The 17,552-nt window shown below is 37.4% G+C and carries 14 protein-coding genes; 6 read left to right on the top strand and 8 right to left on the bottom strand.

Translation table 11 applies throughout. From position 1 onward, the window contains the following. Positions 1–3: 3 nt before the first annotated feature. Together sdhD and sdhC are read right to left on the bottom strand one after the other, a co-directional pair. Positions 4–369 (bottom strand): succinate dehydrogenase, hydrophobic membrane anchor protein, encoded by a 366-nt coding sequence (gene sdhD, locus AC2G3J_RS05405; RefSeq protein WP_336951790.1) that lies wholly within the window; start codon positions 367–369, stop codon positions 4–6. Next, on the bottom strand, positions 369–767 hold the full coding sequence (gene sdhC, locus AC2G3J_RS05400; RefSeq protein WP_336951791.1) for a succinate dehydrogenase, cytochrome b556 subunit: 399 nt from the start codon (positions 765–767) through the stop codon (positions 369–371). The genes sdhD and sdhC overlap by 1 nt, the downstream gene beginning before the upstream one ends. A 1,068-nt stretch (positions 768–1,835) precedes the next feature. Here sdhC and gltA point away from each other — a divergent pair. The 3 genes from gltA (at position 1,836) to AC2G3J_RS05385 (ending at position 6,735) form a co-directional block, all read left to right on the top strand. Continuing rightward, the gene (gltA, locus tag AC2G3J_RS05395) at positions 1,836–3,110 is read left to right on the top strand and encodes a citrate synthase (protein ID WP_309285271.1); all 1,275 of its coding nucleotides are present in this window, start codon (positions 1,836–1,838) and stop codon (positions 3,108–3,110) included. Positions 3,111–3,367: 257 nt separating this feature from the next. Beyond that, the gene (locus AC2G3J_RS05390; RefSeq protein ID WP_483770771.1) at positions 3,368–4,930 is read left to right on the top strand and encodes a peptide MFS transporter; all 1,563 of its coding nucleotides are present in this window, start codon (positions 3,368–3,370) and stop codon (positions 4,928–4,930) included. 2 nt (positions 4,931–4,932) lie between these two features. Next, complete coding sequence (locus tag AC2G3J_RS05385; protein ID WP_483770770.1) at positions 4,933–6,735, top strand: aminopeptidase P family protein; 1,803 nt, start codon at positions 4,933–4,935, stop codon at positions 6,733–6,735. A 324-nt stretch (positions 6,736–7,059) separates the two neighbouring features. Here the strand turns inward: AC2G3J_RS05385 and AC2G3J_RS05380 are convergent, their stop codons facing one another. Next, entirely contained in the window at positions 7,060–7,710 is a 651-nt protein-coding gene (locus AC2G3J_RS05380) for a hypothetical protein (RefSeq protein WP_419359413.1), read from the bottom strand. A gap of 36 nt (positions 7,711–7,746) precedes the next feature. Next, on the bottom strand, positions 7,747–8,415 hold the full coding sequence (locus AC2G3J_RS05375) for a YARHG domain-containing protein (protein WP_239045192.1): 669 nt from the start codon (positions 8,413–8,415) through the stop codon (positions 7,747–7,749). 206 nt (positions 8,416–8,621) lie between these two features. Between AC2G3J_RS05375 and AC2G3J_RS05370 the strand changes: the two genes are divergently transcribed. Beyond that, complete coding sequence (locus AC2G3J_RS05370) at positions 8,622–9,311, top strand: DUF2306 domain-containing protein (RefSeq protein ID WP_483770769.1); 690 nt, start codon at positions 8,622–8,624, stop codon at positions 9,309–9,311. Between the two features lie 38 nt (positions 9,312–9,349). On the opposite strand, the gene AC2G3J_RS05365 is transcribed toward AC2G3J_RS05370, so the two are convergent. The 4 genes from AC2G3J_RS05365 to AC2G3J_RS05350 all read right to left on the bottom strand — a co-directional run bounded on the left by AC2G3J_RS05365 (position 9,350) and on the right by AC2G3J_RS05350 (position 14,316). Next, on the bottom strand, positions 9,350–10,876 hold the full coding sequence (locus AC2G3J_RS05365) for a flavin-containing monooxygenase (RefSeq protein WP_483771063.1): 1,527 nt from the start codon (positions 10,874–10,876) through the stop codon (positions 9,350–9,352). 281 nt (positions 10,877–11,157) lie between these two features. Then, complete coding sequence (locus AC2G3J_RS05360) at positions 11,158–12,003, bottom strand: SDR family NAD(P)-dependent oxidoreductase (protein ID WP_336951798.1); 846 nt, start codon at positions 12,001–12,003, stop codon at positions 11,158–11,160. A gap of 27 nt (positions 12,004–12,030) precedes the next feature. Then, the gene (locus AC2G3J_RS05355; RefSeq protein WP_419327152.1) at positions 12,031–12,984 is read right to left on the bottom strand and encodes a metal-dependent hydrolase; all 954 of its coding nucleotides are present in this window, start codon (positions 12,982–12,984) and stop codon (positions 12,031–12,033) included. A 375-nt stretch (positions 12,985–13,359) separates the two neighbouring features. Further along, positions 13,360–14,316: a metal-dependent hydrolase gene (locus AC2G3J_RS05350; RefSeq protein WP_336951800.1), complete on the bottom strand. Its 957-nt coding sequence runs from the start codon at positions 14,314–14,316 to the stop codon at positions 13,360–13,362. A gap of 716 nt (positions 14,317–15,032) precedes the next feature. On the opposite strand from AC2G3J_RS05350, the gene AC2G3J_RS05345 reads away from it, so the two are divergent. Together AC2G3J_RS05345 and AC2G3J_RS05340 are read left to right on the top strand one after the other, a co-directional pair. Next, the gene (locus tag AC2G3J_RS05345) at positions 15,033–15,542 is read left to right on the top strand and encodes a hypothetical protein (protein ID WP_483770768.1); all 510 of its coding nucleotides are present in this window, start codon (positions 15,033–15,035) and stop codon (positions 15,540–15,542) included. 384 nt (positions 15,543–15,926) lie between these two features. Next, positions 15,927–17,552, top strand: a complete 1,626-nt coding sequence (locus tag AC2G3J_RS05340) for an NAD+ synthase (protein WP_336951802.1) — start codon at positions 15,927–15,929, stop codon at positions 17,550–17,552.

Raw genomic sequence — 17,552 nt, 5'->3', positions numbered from 1 at the left:
CTATCAATTCGCCCAAAAAATCTGGATTGCCCAGATCGCATATGCAATAACAGCAATAATCACTGCTGAAGTTAACACGATGCGTAAACCTGAAGCTGAAGGACCCATCTGACGAGTAGTCACATAGTCTGTGAATACTTGCCACATACCAATCCAAGCATGCGCAACAAGAGATAAGACTGCCAATAAAGATAAAATCTTCATCGGAAGTGTCATCATAAAGCCAAACCATTGCTCATAGTTAAATCCGACATTGCACAGAATCCAACCTAATACGACAACAGTATAAACAGCTAGAACTACAGCACTTACGCGTTGGATATACCAATCACGAGAACCTGACCCCGTTAAACCTGTAGCACTTTTCATTAGAGAACGATCCATACAAATGATGCGACAACTGATATCGCAGCCAAAATTAATGCAATAGTTGCTGCTATGCGACCGCTTTGTAACTCTTCCGCAAAGCCTAGATCAGCAAGTAAATGTTTAATGCCCATAATAAAATGGAACAATAAACCAGCGACAAATACCCATACGATGAAACGTACAATGAAGCCACCAAAGATTGCTTGAACTTGAGCAAAGCCTTCAGGCGAAGACAAAGACTTGTCTAAAAGCCACAAAAGTACCGGTACGAGTAAAAATACGATGACACCTGATAGACGGTGTAGAATTGATGCAATAGCCACAGGGGATTTTAAGTTTACATCTAAAACTTGACCCATGGACAAATTGACAGGTCTGTTGCTTTTCACAGCGGGCATCCTGTAAGTAAAAACTCCATCCGGAGTTTGTTGGAATTAATTCGAAGGAAAGCTAGCATTGTCAGACAAATAAATTGCCTGAACTTTAAACGACACTGAATTATAAAACGTGCACTGTCAAAATACAAACCATCGAAATTGGCTTTTTCTTTAAAAAACACTCAAATAAGAATCATTTACAGCTATTTAAAAAATAAAGAAGAGCACCCATCTAGGCTTTTAAAGGCTATCTCTTTATTTTTTATGATATTTAAACATATTACTTTTATACATAATTACGACTTATATTATTTTTATAAATTTAGACTAAAGCACAACATTACGGACAAAATCGTCCAGTGGTTAATTTTATCTGCGCTTTTATTTTCTTTCACGTTGTTAAAATTTTTTAGATACCCAACATGTTATTTTAAAATAGTCCTTTATTCCTATTTTAAATGGGTATCATTTAATTCAGTGATTTGACTGAAAGCTTTGTAATAAGAAATAAAGACTTAGTTTGTGAATAATTCACAATTTAGATTCAAGATTTTGTCATATTTGATTATTCATCAGGCAATCAAATATCTATTTTTATGCTAATTTGATTATTTTTTATACTTTAAAAGCTTCAATAAAAACTATTTTTTAATCAATTAAGCATTAAAATGAAAATAAATATTTCATCATCTTATTTGGATGTTTTTTACACAAAAATAATATCAAAAGCTATGTAAGTCGTGAAATTCAGATGGTTTTAAAACAGCAACAATGCATTTACCAACTTACAAAAGCTACAAAATATTGGTCAAAAATGCCATTTCCTGTCTAGCAATCACAATTATTTTTCTGCACCTTCTTTAGAATTTACCTTATTATACTGACCGACTCTGAAATTTAATGATCAATCTTACTGGTTAAAGTTAGACTAACTACTGATGAAAACATCATTTTTTCATCCATAAGTATAATTGACAAAATTTCAGTACTCACTAAGCTAAATAGCAATTTTTGATCCGTCTGACTTGTACATTACAAGATGACTCAGCAAGTTAGATAAAATATCCACCAGGACAGGAGATCTATTGAATGTCTGCAGCAACTGGCAAGAAAGCCGTTCTAGAGCTTGATGGCAAAAAAATTGAATTACCAATTTACAGCGGCACATTGGGCCCAGATGTAATCGACGTTAAGGATGTGTTGGCTTCAGGTCACTTTACTTTTGATCCTGGTTTTATGGCGACAGCTTCTTGCGAGTCTAAAATCACTTTCATTGATGGTGATAAAGGCGTTCTTTTACACCGTGGTTATCCAATTGCTCAACTTGCAACTCAAGCTTCTTACTTAGAAACTTGCTATTTATTATTAAGCGGTGAGCTTCCAACTGCTGAACAAAAAACAGACTTCGAAAACAAAGTCCGCAACCACACGATGGTTCACGATCAAGTTAGCCGTTTCTTCAATGGTTTCCGTCGTGATGCTCACCCTATGGCGGTTATGTGCGGTGTAGTTGGTGCGTTATCTGCGTTCTATCACAACGGTTTTGATGTTGAAAACGTTGATCACCGTGAAATTACTGCAGTTCGCTTAATTGCTAAAATTCCTACCCTTGCGGCTTGGACTTATAAATATACTGTTGGTCAACCATTCGTTTACCCACGTAATGATTTAAGCTACGCTGAAAACTTCCTGTACATGATGTTTGCTACTCCAGCAGATCGTGACTACAAAGTTAACCCTATTCTTGCTAAAGCAATGGATCGTATCTTTACGCTTCATGCTGACCATGAACAAAATGCATCAACGTCTACAGTACGTTTAGCTGGTTCTACAGGTGCTAACCCTTATGCATGTATTGCTGCGGGTATTGCTGCACTTTGGGGACCTGCGCATGGTGGTGCAAACGAAGCTGTTCTTAAGATGCTCGATGAAATCGGCACTGTAGAAAATGTTGCGCCGTTCATGGAAAAAGTAAAAACTAAAGAAGTTAAACTTATGGGCTTCGGTCACCGAGTTTATAAAAACTTCGATCCACGTGCAAAAGTAATGAAAGAGACTTGTGACGAAGTGTTAAGTGCACTTGGTATCAATGATCCTCAACTTGCGCTTGCAATGGAACTTGAACGTATTGCATTAAGCGATCCGTACTTCATCGAACGTAAACTTTACCCGAACGTAGACTTCTATTCAGGTATCATCCTTAAAGCGATTGGTATCCCAACTGAAATGTTTACGGTAATCTTCGCGCTTGCACGTACAGTTGGTTGGATCAGCCACTGGTTAGAAATGCACAGCGGTCCGTACAAAATCGGTCGTCCTCGTCAGCTTTATACTGGCGAAACTGAACGCGATATCAAACGTTAATTCGTTACGCATTCACATTGAAGAACCACCCTTTTGGGTGGTTTTTTATTATATATTTATACCAATTGGTATAACCTTTTTATTTTAAAATTTATTTAAAATCAAGCCATAACAATATCAATAATAAGCATAGAAAATGAAATTTATATTTTTACTATAAAGCTTACAAATCACTACTTTAAAAAATACCCAATAAATAACTTTATTTTATATATTGTTTAAAAATTTTTAATCATACATTTTCAAAGGACTTGAAGATGCCTCAACATTTATCCAAGCAAATGCACGACCCAGATCAAGCTTTTTTTGGTCACCCTAAACCATTAAAAGGTTTATTTTTTACCGAGCTTTGGGAACGTTTTTCCTATTATGGTATTCGCCCTTTATTAATCCTCTATATGGCGGCTTTAGTTGCTGATGGAGGTCTCGGTTTAGATCGCCCAACAGCATCAGCAATTGTCGGCTTATTTGCAGGCAGTATGTATTTAATGACCGTATTGGGTGGATGGGTTGCTGACAATTATCTCGGTCAGGAGCGCGCTGTGTGGTACGGTTCACTGATCATCGCATTTGGACATCTATCCATTGCATTGGCAGCTTTATTTGGGCATTTCTTTTTTTATTTCGGTTTAGTTTTGATTGTGATCGGTTCTGGTTTATTTAAAACCTGTATTTCCGTCATTGTTGGCACTTTATATCAGGCTCAAGATTCACGGCGTGATGCAGGATTTTCCATTTTTTATATGGGAATTAATCTAGGTTCGTTAATTGCTCCACTATTGACTGGTTTATTGGTTAAAGAACATGGTTGGCACTGGGGGTTCGGAATTGGTGGCCTTGGAATGTTAATCGCATTACTGATTTTTAAGTTAATAACTGTGCCTCAATTAAAACAATTTAATCATGTGCAAGGCAATGAAAATAACTGGGCTCGTCCTGTACATTACAATCCTAAAGCACCCCAAATGATCATAGGTTTTATTGCCGTTGTTGGCTTGATTATCGGTCTAGTTTCTCTTGGCATAGTTAACATCAATCCAATTCAAATCGCCACATATTTCACGATCACAATCTGTATTTGTATTGCCTTATATTTCAGCTACCTATTACTCTTTGCTGGTTTGAATAATACTGAGAAAAAACAAATCATCATCTGTTTTATTTTACTCATCACCGCTGCACTTTTCTGGTCAGCATTTGAACAAAAACCAACATCTTTCAATCTTTTCGCCCAAGACTTTACAGATCGCCAATTCTTTGGCTTTGAAATACCCGCAGTTTGGTTTCAATCGATTAACCCGCTTTTCATTATTATTTTCGCACCGATCATCGCATGGCTTTGGGTTAAATTAGGCAAACAAAATCGTGACCCTAGCTATATCACCAAATTTATTATTGCTTTACTCCTCGCTGCGGGTGGTTTCCTCGTGATGAGCATTGCCAGTTACTTGATCACCCAAAATGGTGGAACTGTTTCTGCATTATGGATCGCATCAAGCCTCCTGCTTTTAACACTAGGTGAATTATGCTTAAGCCCTGTTGGTCTTTCAACGATGACTAAACTTGCTCCAACCATAATTCGTGGACAAGTGATGGGGCTTTGGTTTACAGCATCTGCTTTAGGAAACTTGATGGCAGGTTTAATCGGTGGTCATGTTTCTATCCATGAAGTTGACCAATTACCCTTGCTATTTGTGCGATGTGTCATCGCTTTACTTCTTGGCGCACTCGTTCTATGGTTAATGAGAAAACCGATTCGTAAATTACTCAATCAAACATCGACCCCCTCTCAAAAATCTATTGATATGCAATTGGAATAAGTATGAACAGTTTGTCACCTGCCAACAAATTAGAAAACCTTCGTACAATTATGAAGAAATATCAGCAGGATGCTTTTATCGCCATGAGTGCAGATCCACATATGTCAGAATATCTACCTGATTATTGGAAAATACGCCAATGGCTAACAGGCTTTACAGGTTCAGTCGGCACAATTGTAGTCACTCAAAACTTCGCAGGTTTATGGGTAGATGGTCGATATTGGGTACAAGCTGAACAGCAACTGGAAAATACAGGTTACGTTTTACAAAAGCAGACACCTGATCCTGCTTCAACACATTTGGCTTGGCTTTCACAACATTTAGCCAAAGATGCAAAAATCTCTGTCAATGGAAATACCATTTCAACTCAACAATACAGCGCATTATCAGCGCTTGCAATAGAACACAATTTCTTCATTCAAACAGACTTAGATTTAATTGATGAAATTTGGACTGAACGGCCAGCACTGCCCCTACAACCCATTTGGCAAATGGCAGATGATTTAAATGCCCAAACACGCTTAGAAAAAATAACAGCGATCCGTCACAAACTTATTCAGAAAAAAGCAACGGGGCATTTTATTTCTGCACTCGATGATATTGCTTGGATTTTGAATTGTAGGGGGCGTGATGTTGAATATAACCCCGTGTTCTTAGCGTACTTATATATTGACCATTCTCGAACTGTGCTTTTTATTGATGTTGCAAAACTTTCAAATGAAATGCAGCAAAGATTTGCGTTGGATAACATTGAAATCTTATCTTATAACGCAAGCATCGAGTTTTTGGCCGAACTTAAACAACAAAATATTTTAATTGATCCAGCTAAAGTCTCAATTTCATCTGCACAGGCCATTGAGCAGCAAAGTCATTTAGTCCATGACATTAATCCAAGCACCTTATTTAAATCGCAAAAACAGCCTATTGAAATTACCCATATACGCAGTGCAATGACCAAAGATGGTGTTGCCCTATGTCATTTCTTTCATTGGCTAGATAACGCATTGGCTGATAAAGAATCGATCAATGAACTCACCATCGACGAAAAAATTTCAGGCTTTCGCGCACAACAAGCAGGTTTTATTGGATTAAGCTTCTCGACAATTGCAGGCTTTAATGCCAACGGCGCATTACCCCACTATCGTGCCACCGAAGAAAGCTTTAGCGAGATTAGTGGTGATGGTTTGCTTTTGATTGATTCAGGCGCACAATATGATGAAGGAACCACAGATATTACCCGTGTTGTTCCCATAGGCACCGCAAGCGCGGAACAAAAGCGCGATTATACACTTGTATTAAAATGTCATATTGCACTTGCTCAAACTGTTTTCCCAGAAGGCATTGCATCACCTCTTTTAGATTCGATCACACGTCAAACCCTGTGGAAATATGGTTTGGATTATCGTCATGGTACAGGTCACGGTGTAGGCTATGCATTGAATGTTCATGAAGGTCCCCAAGTGATTTCATATTATGCCCCAGTCACACCATCCACTAAGATGCGCGAAGGGATGATTACTTCCAATGAACCTGGTTTATATCATCAAGGCAAGTACGGCATTCGAATTGAGAATCTTGTCGTCAACAAAATTAAGCATTTTGAAGATACCACCTATGGCCAATTTTTAGAATTCGAAACATTAACACTGTGCCCAATTAACCTAAGCTGTATTATTTTAACGTTGTTAAATGATGATGAAAAAGCATGGTTAAATCAGTACCATCAAACAGTCAGAGAACGATTAGCAGCTCACTTAGAAGGTGATGTTTTAAACTGGCTAAATGAAAACACCCAAGCTATTTAACTCTTCATATCAATCAAAAAAGCGCAGAGCCTTTTGACTGTGCGCTTTTTTGAAAATCTATATACCATTGATGCATATAATAAAGATAAAATTCTGCACTTTTTAGCATAGTGAGTTTATGGAAAACACATACAACAAAATATCGTTTATCTTCAATAATAAAATTAACCGTCGAATATATCGGACGGTGATATGAATGCTGTGACTACCCTGCCTTACATTTTAAGTTTAATTACTTTGCACAGATGATGCTTCATTTTTCAGAGATGGAAAAAGTGAATCCCATCTAATCGAATCACCGAGCACTGCAATCAACACGGGTACTTATAGTACGATTTTAATTTTTTCCGTTTTGGTTGTAACTTTTGCATTTTTACACGCATTGGATGATTGAATAGTTTTAATCACTTCATTGCTGGCGGATAAAATCTTTAAACTTGAAACAATTTCCCCACCCGTTTTACAATCTTCCTCACCCAACTTCTCACTAAAACGCCCCGGATCACTCGAAGATTCAGCAGTTACAATAATTTTAGCTTTCCATCCATCAAAATAGACTAAATCAGTTGTCTGGGAAACTTGCCCCTGACCCGAGCCTGCAGATTCTATTTCAATCAAATCCATTGGTTTTGCTCGATATTGCACCGTATGTACTGTGAAATCATTGGCTTGACCACCGAACTCAAGTATTCGAGATTGTTTTAGTTTTGGGCGAGTCAATATATAGCCTCCCCAAAAATTTCGTCCTGCATTTTCAAATGTTACACCAGAGAGATAAGCCAGCTCTCCTGACAGCAAACGAACCTCTTTCATATAATCAATCATTATCGCTTTGGCGGGTGTAGCTTGAGAAGCGTTTAGGTTCGTTATACTGTTGATCACTGCTTGATCTGTAGGTGTTGCTGCAAAACTTAGGGCAGATGAACTTAAAACAAAAACCATAATACTCAATCGAACTGAAGGATAGTGAAGCATAAGATAAACTCTCAGATTTTGTGATTGATTGTGTGCTTAACGACCCCATTCCATTTTCGCCATATACGGGCGAATTTTTTTAATACGTTGGATATTGGTCTTTTCAATCTGAGTTAATTGATTTTCAACATTAGTACTGCATGGCATATACCAATTATCGTTAGCAAATTGAGAGGCAATCTCTTTATTGGCAAATGAATAACCATGACGCGCATAAATTTCATTACGCATCCAGTCCAGCTCTTCAGGAGGAATTTGTAGATCCTCATCTTTTAATAAACGTTGTGATGCAACTGGATAATCACCGACATCTTTTTGATAGCGACACTGTTGCGGCTTTAAATCAAAATATTTTGGTTTAACCTTAGCCGTTGTAGATTCCCAACTAGACTCCAACACATTCGGTTGATTCTGTTTTACAGTAAAGGTAAACACACCACTACTTGCTTTAGCGCCACTTTCTGTTGCGGTAATTTTATAGCCTTGTGAAGTTGTCTGTACTTTCCCTGAGAAATTTTGTTTATTTTTACCAAGAACACTATAGCCTTTGACCTGATTACGATCGATAGATTGGATGAAAACAGCAATTTTCTGCTCATCATATTTTCCAGACCAAGATTTTTGCAACTGTTGAATATCCAGTGCATAACTATTCTGGAAACCAATCATTCCTAATCCAACGAGTGTGATTAAACTTTTATTCATTGTTATACCTATTTGTTATGAAGATATTGGATGCATTTTCACATTGATTTTAGATTAAATTGTTTGCTTTGTGATCTACTTTAAGATAAATAAATCAGGATTCTCTGTGGTTTATTTTAAAATCTATGCCATACCCAAACATAAATATGCTGTTTCAACCTATCTTCCACTATAATTTCTCAATCACCATTCCATTACAAGCAGTGATGAACAAAACAAAAACTAACTTGGCATATTCAAGCTTGAGTCTAATTTCACTCGTGATCTATGCTTATTTATGCTATCTCATGGTCGCAATATGTCTACAATATTTCCCATGGCAAACTGATCAGCATTTTCTCTTGTTAAAGCAAGAAGTAGTCAATACTCAACCTTGGCAGGCGGCTTTTAAAATCCATGTGATCAGCAGTAGTTTTGTACTCATCGCTGGATTTACACAGTTTTTCCGTGTCTTTCGCACGCGTTATCCCCGAATTCATCGCTGGAGTGGTTGGCTCTACATCATCACCATTTTGGGGCTGTCTTTACCCAGTGGCTTAATTTTAGCTTTTTCAGCGGCTGGAGGGTTATCCACACAAATCAGCTTTGTCTTATTAAGTTCACTCTGGGCGATCACCACCCTATCCGCTCTATACTTTTTATTGAAAAAGCGCTGGATTTTACACCGTGACTGGATGATCCGTAGTTTTGCACTGAGCCTTTCAGCGCTGAGCTTAAGGACATGGAAAATCGTGCTTTATGAGTTACAACCTTATTTTGATTGGTTAACCCCAATTCACATCTATCAGTTAGAATCTTGGTTAGGTTGGGTGGTCAATCTAATCCTAGCTGAAATCATTATTTTTGGATCACATCGTCGCACAAGACAAAAAAATAAAAGCCCTAAATCAATTTAGGGCTCGCACAAAAAGTGTACAGCAATTGAATACTAAACTTATTTTTTACTCACACTATAATGGTTTAAATCTAGTTGTTTTAATTGGTTACGTAATTGTTGCAATGACCATGGCCATGCTGCAAAGTTACGACCATTTTCATCCAGATAATAAGACTTACACCCACCCGCATTAAATACAGTGGTTTTTAAATGTTTCTGCAAACGTTTATTATGCTGTGCAAGCACATCCGCTTTGATTTCAAAGCGAGTGAATTTTTGCTCATGCATTTTTAGCAAGCCATCAACAATATAGCCGACTTGTGCTTCCGCAATACCAATAAATGAATCATATACCAGAATGTTTGGACCGAGGACCAAGAACGCATTCGGTACATGTTCAATACTCGCACCCAAATATGCTTCAGGTGAACTATTTTTCCAACGCTCAGCAAGGACTTGACCATTGCTGTCATAAACTCGTTTACCAATTGGAGGATGTGAAACTTCAAAGCCTGTTCCCCAAATAATCACATCCACTTCATGACGTTCACCATTTGCTGCAACCACTGTATTTCCATCAATTTCAACCAAACCATGTGCAATCAGATTCACATTATCTTGTTGTAGTGCTGGATAATAATTGTTTGCAAACAATAAGCGCTTACATCCAATAGTAAAGTTCGGTGTCACTGCTTTACGCAAAGTTTCATCTTTAATTTGTAGTTTGAGTAATTGCTTACTTAGGAAATTAACAGGTTCCAATACTTTAGGATTACGCAATCCAAAGTTAATCCCATTTAAAATCTGTGCAATGCTATTACGCCAAGTTTGTTGAATGATTGGGAATCGAGAAATGATCCCTTTAGCCGTTTCGTTTAACTCCATATCCGCCTTGGGTAGTACCCACGGTGCTGTACGCTGGAATACAATCAGCTGTTTCGCTAAAGGTTGTACTTGTGGGATAAACTGAATTGCAGAAGCCCCTGTACCAATCACTGCAACACGCTTACCCGTTAAATCATAATCATGATTCCAACGTGCTGAATGGAACATTTCACCTTTAAAACTTTCAATTCCTTTTAATTTCGGCAAAGCAGGTTCAGTAATCGGTCCTGTCGTAAAGATCACTGTCTTTGATTGATATTGACCTTTAGAGGTTTCTAAGTACCAAATATGTTGTGCTTCATCCCATTTGGCACTGATTAATTCATTATTAAATTCAATTTTCTCACCAAGGTCATATTTTTCCACCACCTCTTCTAAATAGCTTAGAATTTCTGGTTGCTTGGCAAATAAATGACTCCATTTATGGCTTGGTGAGAAAGAAAATGAATAAAGTGCTGAGGGTACATCACAACCGCAGCCCGGATAATTATTGTCGCGCCATGTTCCCCCCACACGACTGGCTTTTTCAAGTACCACATAATCATTATAGCCTTCTTGATTCATTTTATAAGCAGCAGCAATCCCTGAAATACCCGCACCAACCACGATGGTATCATATACATGTACAGCATCTTTCTGCTGAGTTGTTGGAGCACTTTTCTCTGTGGGCTGTTCAAGCTTTTCAGAGGTAGACGCTATTTGAGTATCAGCTTTATTTTTAGCTTTAGACTGAGTTTGGACTTCAGCTTTAGCGGTATTTTCTTTCGCTGGCTTTGTAACAGTCTTTGCCTCGGCTTGCTTCTGAACTGACGCTTTTTCTTTAAGCTGTTTTGCTGCAAGTGACTTATCTTGTGCCATATTCGGTTGAGTCACCTGTTTAATATCTTCAACTGTAGTTTGGGTTGTTTTTTGCTCTACGCTGTTCTCTTCAGGTAGCTTAGCTAAAGTTGTTTCTGTTGTCATTTTGATCTACTCGCAGCTTATTTGATGTATTTGTTAAATAATGGATATCCAATACCCAATGCTTTGGCATATAACGCGGGTGATGCACGTTTTAATATCCAAAACAGTTTTGCATCTGGCTGAGGAATGGTGTACAGCTTGCCTGCATCCAAATTATTTAAGGTTTTAACCACCACCTGATCACTGGTGGTAAATGCATGATTCATCAATAAATCATCTGCTAAACCCGCATAATGACCAGGCAAACGACCATTTTTCATAATATTTGTAGGCACTAATGTTGGACACAACACATTCACTCGAATGTTGTCACCGCGAAGTTCTGCTGAAAGAGTTTCTGACAATGCCAGCACACTGGATTTGGTCACGTTATAAGCGGTCATTTCGGGAGCTGCTGTATAACCCGCAGCTGAAGCAACATTGATAATAGCCCCATAACCTTGTTGCTTAAACTGAGGAACAAAATAGTGACAACCATGAATAACCCCCCAGAGGTTGACATGCATACACCATTGCCAATCTTCCAGTGAAACTTCATCAAACTTACCGCCCAATCCCACACCCGCATTATTAATGATCAGGCTTACAGGGTGATTCATTAATTTTTCGGCTTGTTCAGAAAGTTCTTTTACTTGCTCTTTCACACCAACATCACATTGCACAGCAAATGCTTTTGCTGACGTTCCTGATTCAATCAAACTGACAGTTTCTTTGGCTGCATCCAAATTTATGTCAGCACAAACAATTGTTCCTCCGCGTTTTGCAAGCTCCATTGCAAAACTACGTCCAATGCCACTGCCTGCGCCTGTCACAACTGCATAAGCACTGTAGCTCGGCTTAACTTTTTTAGAAAAAATTCCCATAAACTTTAAATCCATCTCTTTTAGGTTTTATGAACGCAATGCAGGATAAAACTCTTTCGTCAAATATGGCGTAAGAAGCCCTGTCTTTGGATTCAGCAGTTTCTCTTTGTAATAGTCCAGAAATTCAGATGTGTCATGATCATTTGGATGAAAATCGGGACGCAGATAATCAAAAATATGCTTAAAGCTACTGCCGTAGACCCCATCTTTTAAGCCAAAGATAAGGCGAAAATTATATGGAATTTCTTTCCAATAACGTAAGCTAATCAAGTTCTTAGGATTGCGATAGAAAGGCACTAAAAATGATGCAGCTGAAATCAGCACCAAAATTGTGATCAATGCGGGAAAGAATCCTGCAATACGCAATAAATAGTTATTGGATAATTCTTGAAACACATCGAAAGCAATATCCTTATGCTCTGACTCTTCAAGCATATGCCACATCCAAATTGCCCGTTGTTTTTCGTCTTGTGAACGGAAGAACACTTCTTCATGGTTCATCATGTATTCTGCAAGTACCGCCGTGAAATGCTCAATGCCTGCCATCAATGATAATTTCATTGGTTGTGGAAGACGCTCAAACCCATATTCAAATGCCCAGCCAGCCCAAGTACGAAAGAGTTTCACTGGCAAATCACGAATTAAATAAGCATCATTTAACTCTTCATGCATCTTTGAATGAATAGCCTCTTGACCGATCAGTGAGGTAACACGTTGCTTTAATAATGGATCGGTTATGAAATCACGATGATAACGTGCAGTATCAATTACGAGATCTTCACCACGGGTTAAAAAAATCGACAGTGATGCAAAATATGCACTTGCCAATTCTGCATCCATATAAAATCGGTGATCTACTTGCTCTGGATCAAAATCAAACTTCATATGTCGAATTGGAATAATCGGCGTTTGATTTTCCAGACTGAATGGTGCCGCAGCAAAAACTTTGGCTACGGCTTTCTTAAGTGGCTTTGCGAACATAGCTGGTACTCTTTATTCATTTAATATGGCAATCCATTTCATCGTCTTAATGCTGATGACTTACAGATCGCCTTTTGAGTAAAAACTCTACTTTGATGGCTAAAAATTACGACAAGCCTTGTCAATTACCATTGGCACATGCATTCATTCGGTTTGCAAATTATGACAACCTTATATAATTGTCAGACAATCACTTTGAGGAGTTGCCTCCACTGATAAAGAATGTCCCTTAAAAACAATTTTTATGAGATGCTTGGTTAGAATCACAGCTTTAAAAAAAGCTTTTCCTTCAAAAAATTGATGAAAAAGCTCAGTATTGATCTACAACATCATTTTCATATTAAATAGAATGTTGAACGCAGAGACTGAATAGAATTACACCCGTAAAGCAGGTGTAAACGCTTTAACAAAATAAGGGGTGAGTGTACCTGTTTCAGGATCAAGTAACTCTTTTTTGAAATAGTCTAAAAGCTCAGTTGTATCATGATCATTAGGATGAAAGTCTGGACGTAAATAATCAAAAATATGACCTAAACTGCTACCAAAAACACCATTATCTCGACTAAATAATAAATCCCAACTGCCCTTTGCCTCTTTCCAAAAACTTAGACTAAAGGTATTCATTGGACGTCGTAAAAATGGCAACATCAATGCGCCAGCACCTACGCCTAAACCCAAAGTAATCAGCGCAATAAAGAATCCCGAAACTCGTAATGGATAGTTTGCAGACAGCACTTGATAAGTATCATAAGCAATATCTTTATGCTCAGATTCTTCCAGCATATGCCATAACCATAAAGCACGTGTCTTTTCATCGAGAGAATGATTAAAGATGTCTTGATGAGTCATGGCATATTGAGCAAAGACAGCTGTGAAATGCTCAATCCCAGCCATCATTGAGAGCTTTAAAGGTTGTGGGAATTTTAAAAAAGTATGATTAAAAACCTGTTCTGCTAAAAACCGATACAACTGCACTGGCAAATTATTTGGAATCATAGTTTCATTGTATTCTTCATGGACTTTTGAGTGAATTGCCTCTTGCCCAATCAAACTAGTCAAACGCTGTTTTAAAACAGGATCTTGTATTTGATCACGATGATGTCGTGCAGTTTCAATCACTAACTCTTCACCATAGGTCAAAAAAATTGACAGCGCTGCAAAATAAGCACTTGCCCACTCTTTCTGCATAAAAAATTTAACATCCATTTCATCCGAGCTAAATTTAAAATTGAAGTGACGAATCGGAATATTTGCAATCTGATCTTTTAAATCAGGCAATCGGCTTGGAAAAGCTTTTGCAAACACTTTTTTGACAGGCTTAGCAAGTAACATATAGCACCCATTGGTTATTTACGGAGCAAGGATTTGACTGAAACCAGTACAAATTCACATTTCAAGTAAAAATCATATTTATGTTTGAAAAAGTAAGTCATCTTGATTCAAATACCACTGACATTTCAGGTCAATCCATTGGCAATTTATGACTATTCAATAAAGTGTCTGACAAATAAGAGAGGAGATTGCCTCTACTGATAAATAATGACCTTTGTGGATAAATCATCACTTTTGACATGCTGACATCATGATTTAAATATTAGGTATGCTGAACCAACAAAAGAATTGAAAAGAATAGGCAGAATATTAAACTGTAGAATTCTAAATTGTTATAAAGCTACATATGACAAAATCACCACTTATATAAAATCTTGGATGTCTCAATTTGCAATAAAGCGTAACAGTTATAAATGCTGAAACAGATAGGTGACTTTGTTGATTTACGCATTGCTTAAACTATACCCGCTTCCCTTTTATTGTGATTTACAAAGAGTGAAATCATTAAGAGATACTTAGTCACCCACACAATTACATTCTCTGAATCACTAAAACCAGTCAAATGAAGATTTATCAATAAAAAGTTCATTTCAGCCTATAAAAACAACAGACATTTTCTTTTATCATGGTGTTACTGAGTCACAGTTAATCTTTGGGTCAAACTGAATCAGTGCTAAACTTAATGATGTACTCTTTAAACAGAACAAAATTAAACAATGTTCAATTTCATTTTGCGCTTTGTACAGCTTCTCCAATTGGATCAATTCAAATATCGAAAATTGACAGATGGCGAAATTCGTATTAGCCAAAGTGTATTTGGAGATTTAATTGACTACAGCCAAGTCAAGGTGATGAATCATCCTTATTTACCGTGGCAGCCTGTTGGGATTTTGATGGCGCCCAATGGCTATATTCACTTAAAAGATGCAGACTATTGTGAAGACTTTTCCTGTATGAGCTTGGGTTATCAAGCTGTTTTTATTCATGAAATGGCCCATGTTTATCAATATCAGCGTCAAGAAAATGTATTACTCAAAGGTGCTATTTTACAATCCGCACTCTATCTAAGTTTTGGTAAATACAACCCTTATCGCTACACTCTGATTCAAGGAAAACCTTATTTTGATTATAATATTGAACAACAAGGAGATATTGCGAAAGATATTTATTTAAATCGAATTGAAAATATTATTCTGAATAAAAATTCAGGCAACTCTTCTATTTAATTGCTTTTTGATGCTAATTCAAACAAATAAAGTGATGTATTTCACAAAAAATATTTAAAGCTGATCTTTCCCAATATAAAATCCAAAAAAATAATGAAAAATCACTAGTTTCTATAAAAGAAATACTCTAAATTCATGAGGTCATTGATGGTGTACTGAATAAACTTGATGAATCACTAGCTTCTGACGTTTTTTTAGTTAAAATACTCAATGTCTGAAATTTTTGCCTTGCAAGAAAATAAAGATTTTTGATGATTTTTAATGATTTTATAGTTTCGCCCTTTGGCAATTTCTGTGATATCTATATACTTATGTTGAATAACTACATTTTAAAAATCAACAATTTGTGTATAAATTACCCTATTGGAATAGGATTTGGTTTAAATGAAAAGTTTTAAAATTGCTCTCGCGCAATTCTCTCCGTTCATTGGTGATATTGAGTCAAATGTTCAGAAAATGATTGAACAAGCCAATGATGCAAAAAAACAGAATGCTGAAATTGTTGTTTTCCCTGAACTTTCTATAATCGGTTACCCTGCCGAAGATTTGCTTTTACGCCCAAGCCTAGCAAAGCGTACAGCACAAGCTTTCGAAAAACTGTCTACTGTTAAAGACATTGTGATGGTATTTGGTTTTGCCAATCTTACTGATGATGGTCAACGCTATAATGCTGCTGCAGTGATGAAAGATGGTCAAGTTTTAGGTGTTTATAACAAACAAAACCTTCCTAATTATAGCGTTTTTGATGAAAAACGTTATTTTAATGAAGGCCATCAACATCTTGTATTTGAGTATCTAGGTCATAAATTTGGTGTACTCATTTGTGAAGATGTCTGGTCTCTAAATACTGTTCAACAGCTTGCTCAACTTAATGTGGAAAGTGTTCTAGTATTGAATGCTTCCCCATATGAAGTAGGTAAACCACAACATCGTATTGAAACGTTAAAAGAATTGGCAAAACAGCTTCACCTCAATGTTGTTTATATTAACCAAGTGGGTGGTCAAGATGATCTTATTTTTGACGGAACCAGTTTTGTCATTAACCATTCAGGTGAAGTTGCGTTACAAGCACCAAGCTTTAAAGAAGATCTCTACTTTGCTGACTACCAAATAGAAAACAAAGCCTATCAAGTGGTTGAAGCTGCGCCAGCATTAAACACTATGGCTGAGATCTATCAAGCTTTGGTTTTAGCAACACGCGACTATGTACAACGCTCTGGTTTCCCTGGTGTGATTTTAGGACTATCAGGCGGTATCGACTCAGCTTTAACCTTGGCAATTGCAGTTGATGCGATTGGCGCAGATAAAGTTCAAGCCGTGATGATGCCTTTTACTTACACATCACAAATTAGTGTGGAAGATGCCACTGAACAAGCAAAACGTATGGGTGTTACTTTTGGCATTGCCGAAATTCATCCTATCGTAAATAGCTTTATGCAGACCTTGTTCCCATTCTTTGGTAACTCACCTGCGGATACAACTGAAGAAAATCTTCAAGCACGTGCACGTGGTACATTGCTTATGGGCTTGTCCAATAAGTTTGGTAACCTTGTGCTTGCAACAGGCAATAAGTCTGAGCTTTCTGTAGGTTACTGCACACTGTATGGCGATATGGTAGGTGGTTTTGCTGTACTCAAAGATGTTTATAAAACCATTGTCTTTGAATTGGCTAAATACCGTAACAGTATTTCTGAAACGCCTGTGATTCCTGAACGGGTTATTTCACGTCCACCATCAGCAGAACTTCGTCCTGATCAAAAAGACCAAGACTCTTTACCTGCTTATGATGTACTTGATGCCATTCTATATGCATATATTGAGGAAGAACAAAGCCAAGAAGACATCATTGCCAAAGGTTTTGAACGTGCAATCGTGGAAAAAGTCATTCAGCTTGTTGACCGTAATGAATACAAACGTCGTCAAGGTTCAATTGGACCGCGTATCAGCTCACGTGCATTTAGCCGTGAACGCCGTTATCCGATTGTGAATGGCTGGAAAGCAGGTGTATAA

This window comes from Acinetobacter legionensis (assembly GCF_057165765.1).
This window is presented reverse-complemented; position numbering and strand designations above follow the sequence as displayed.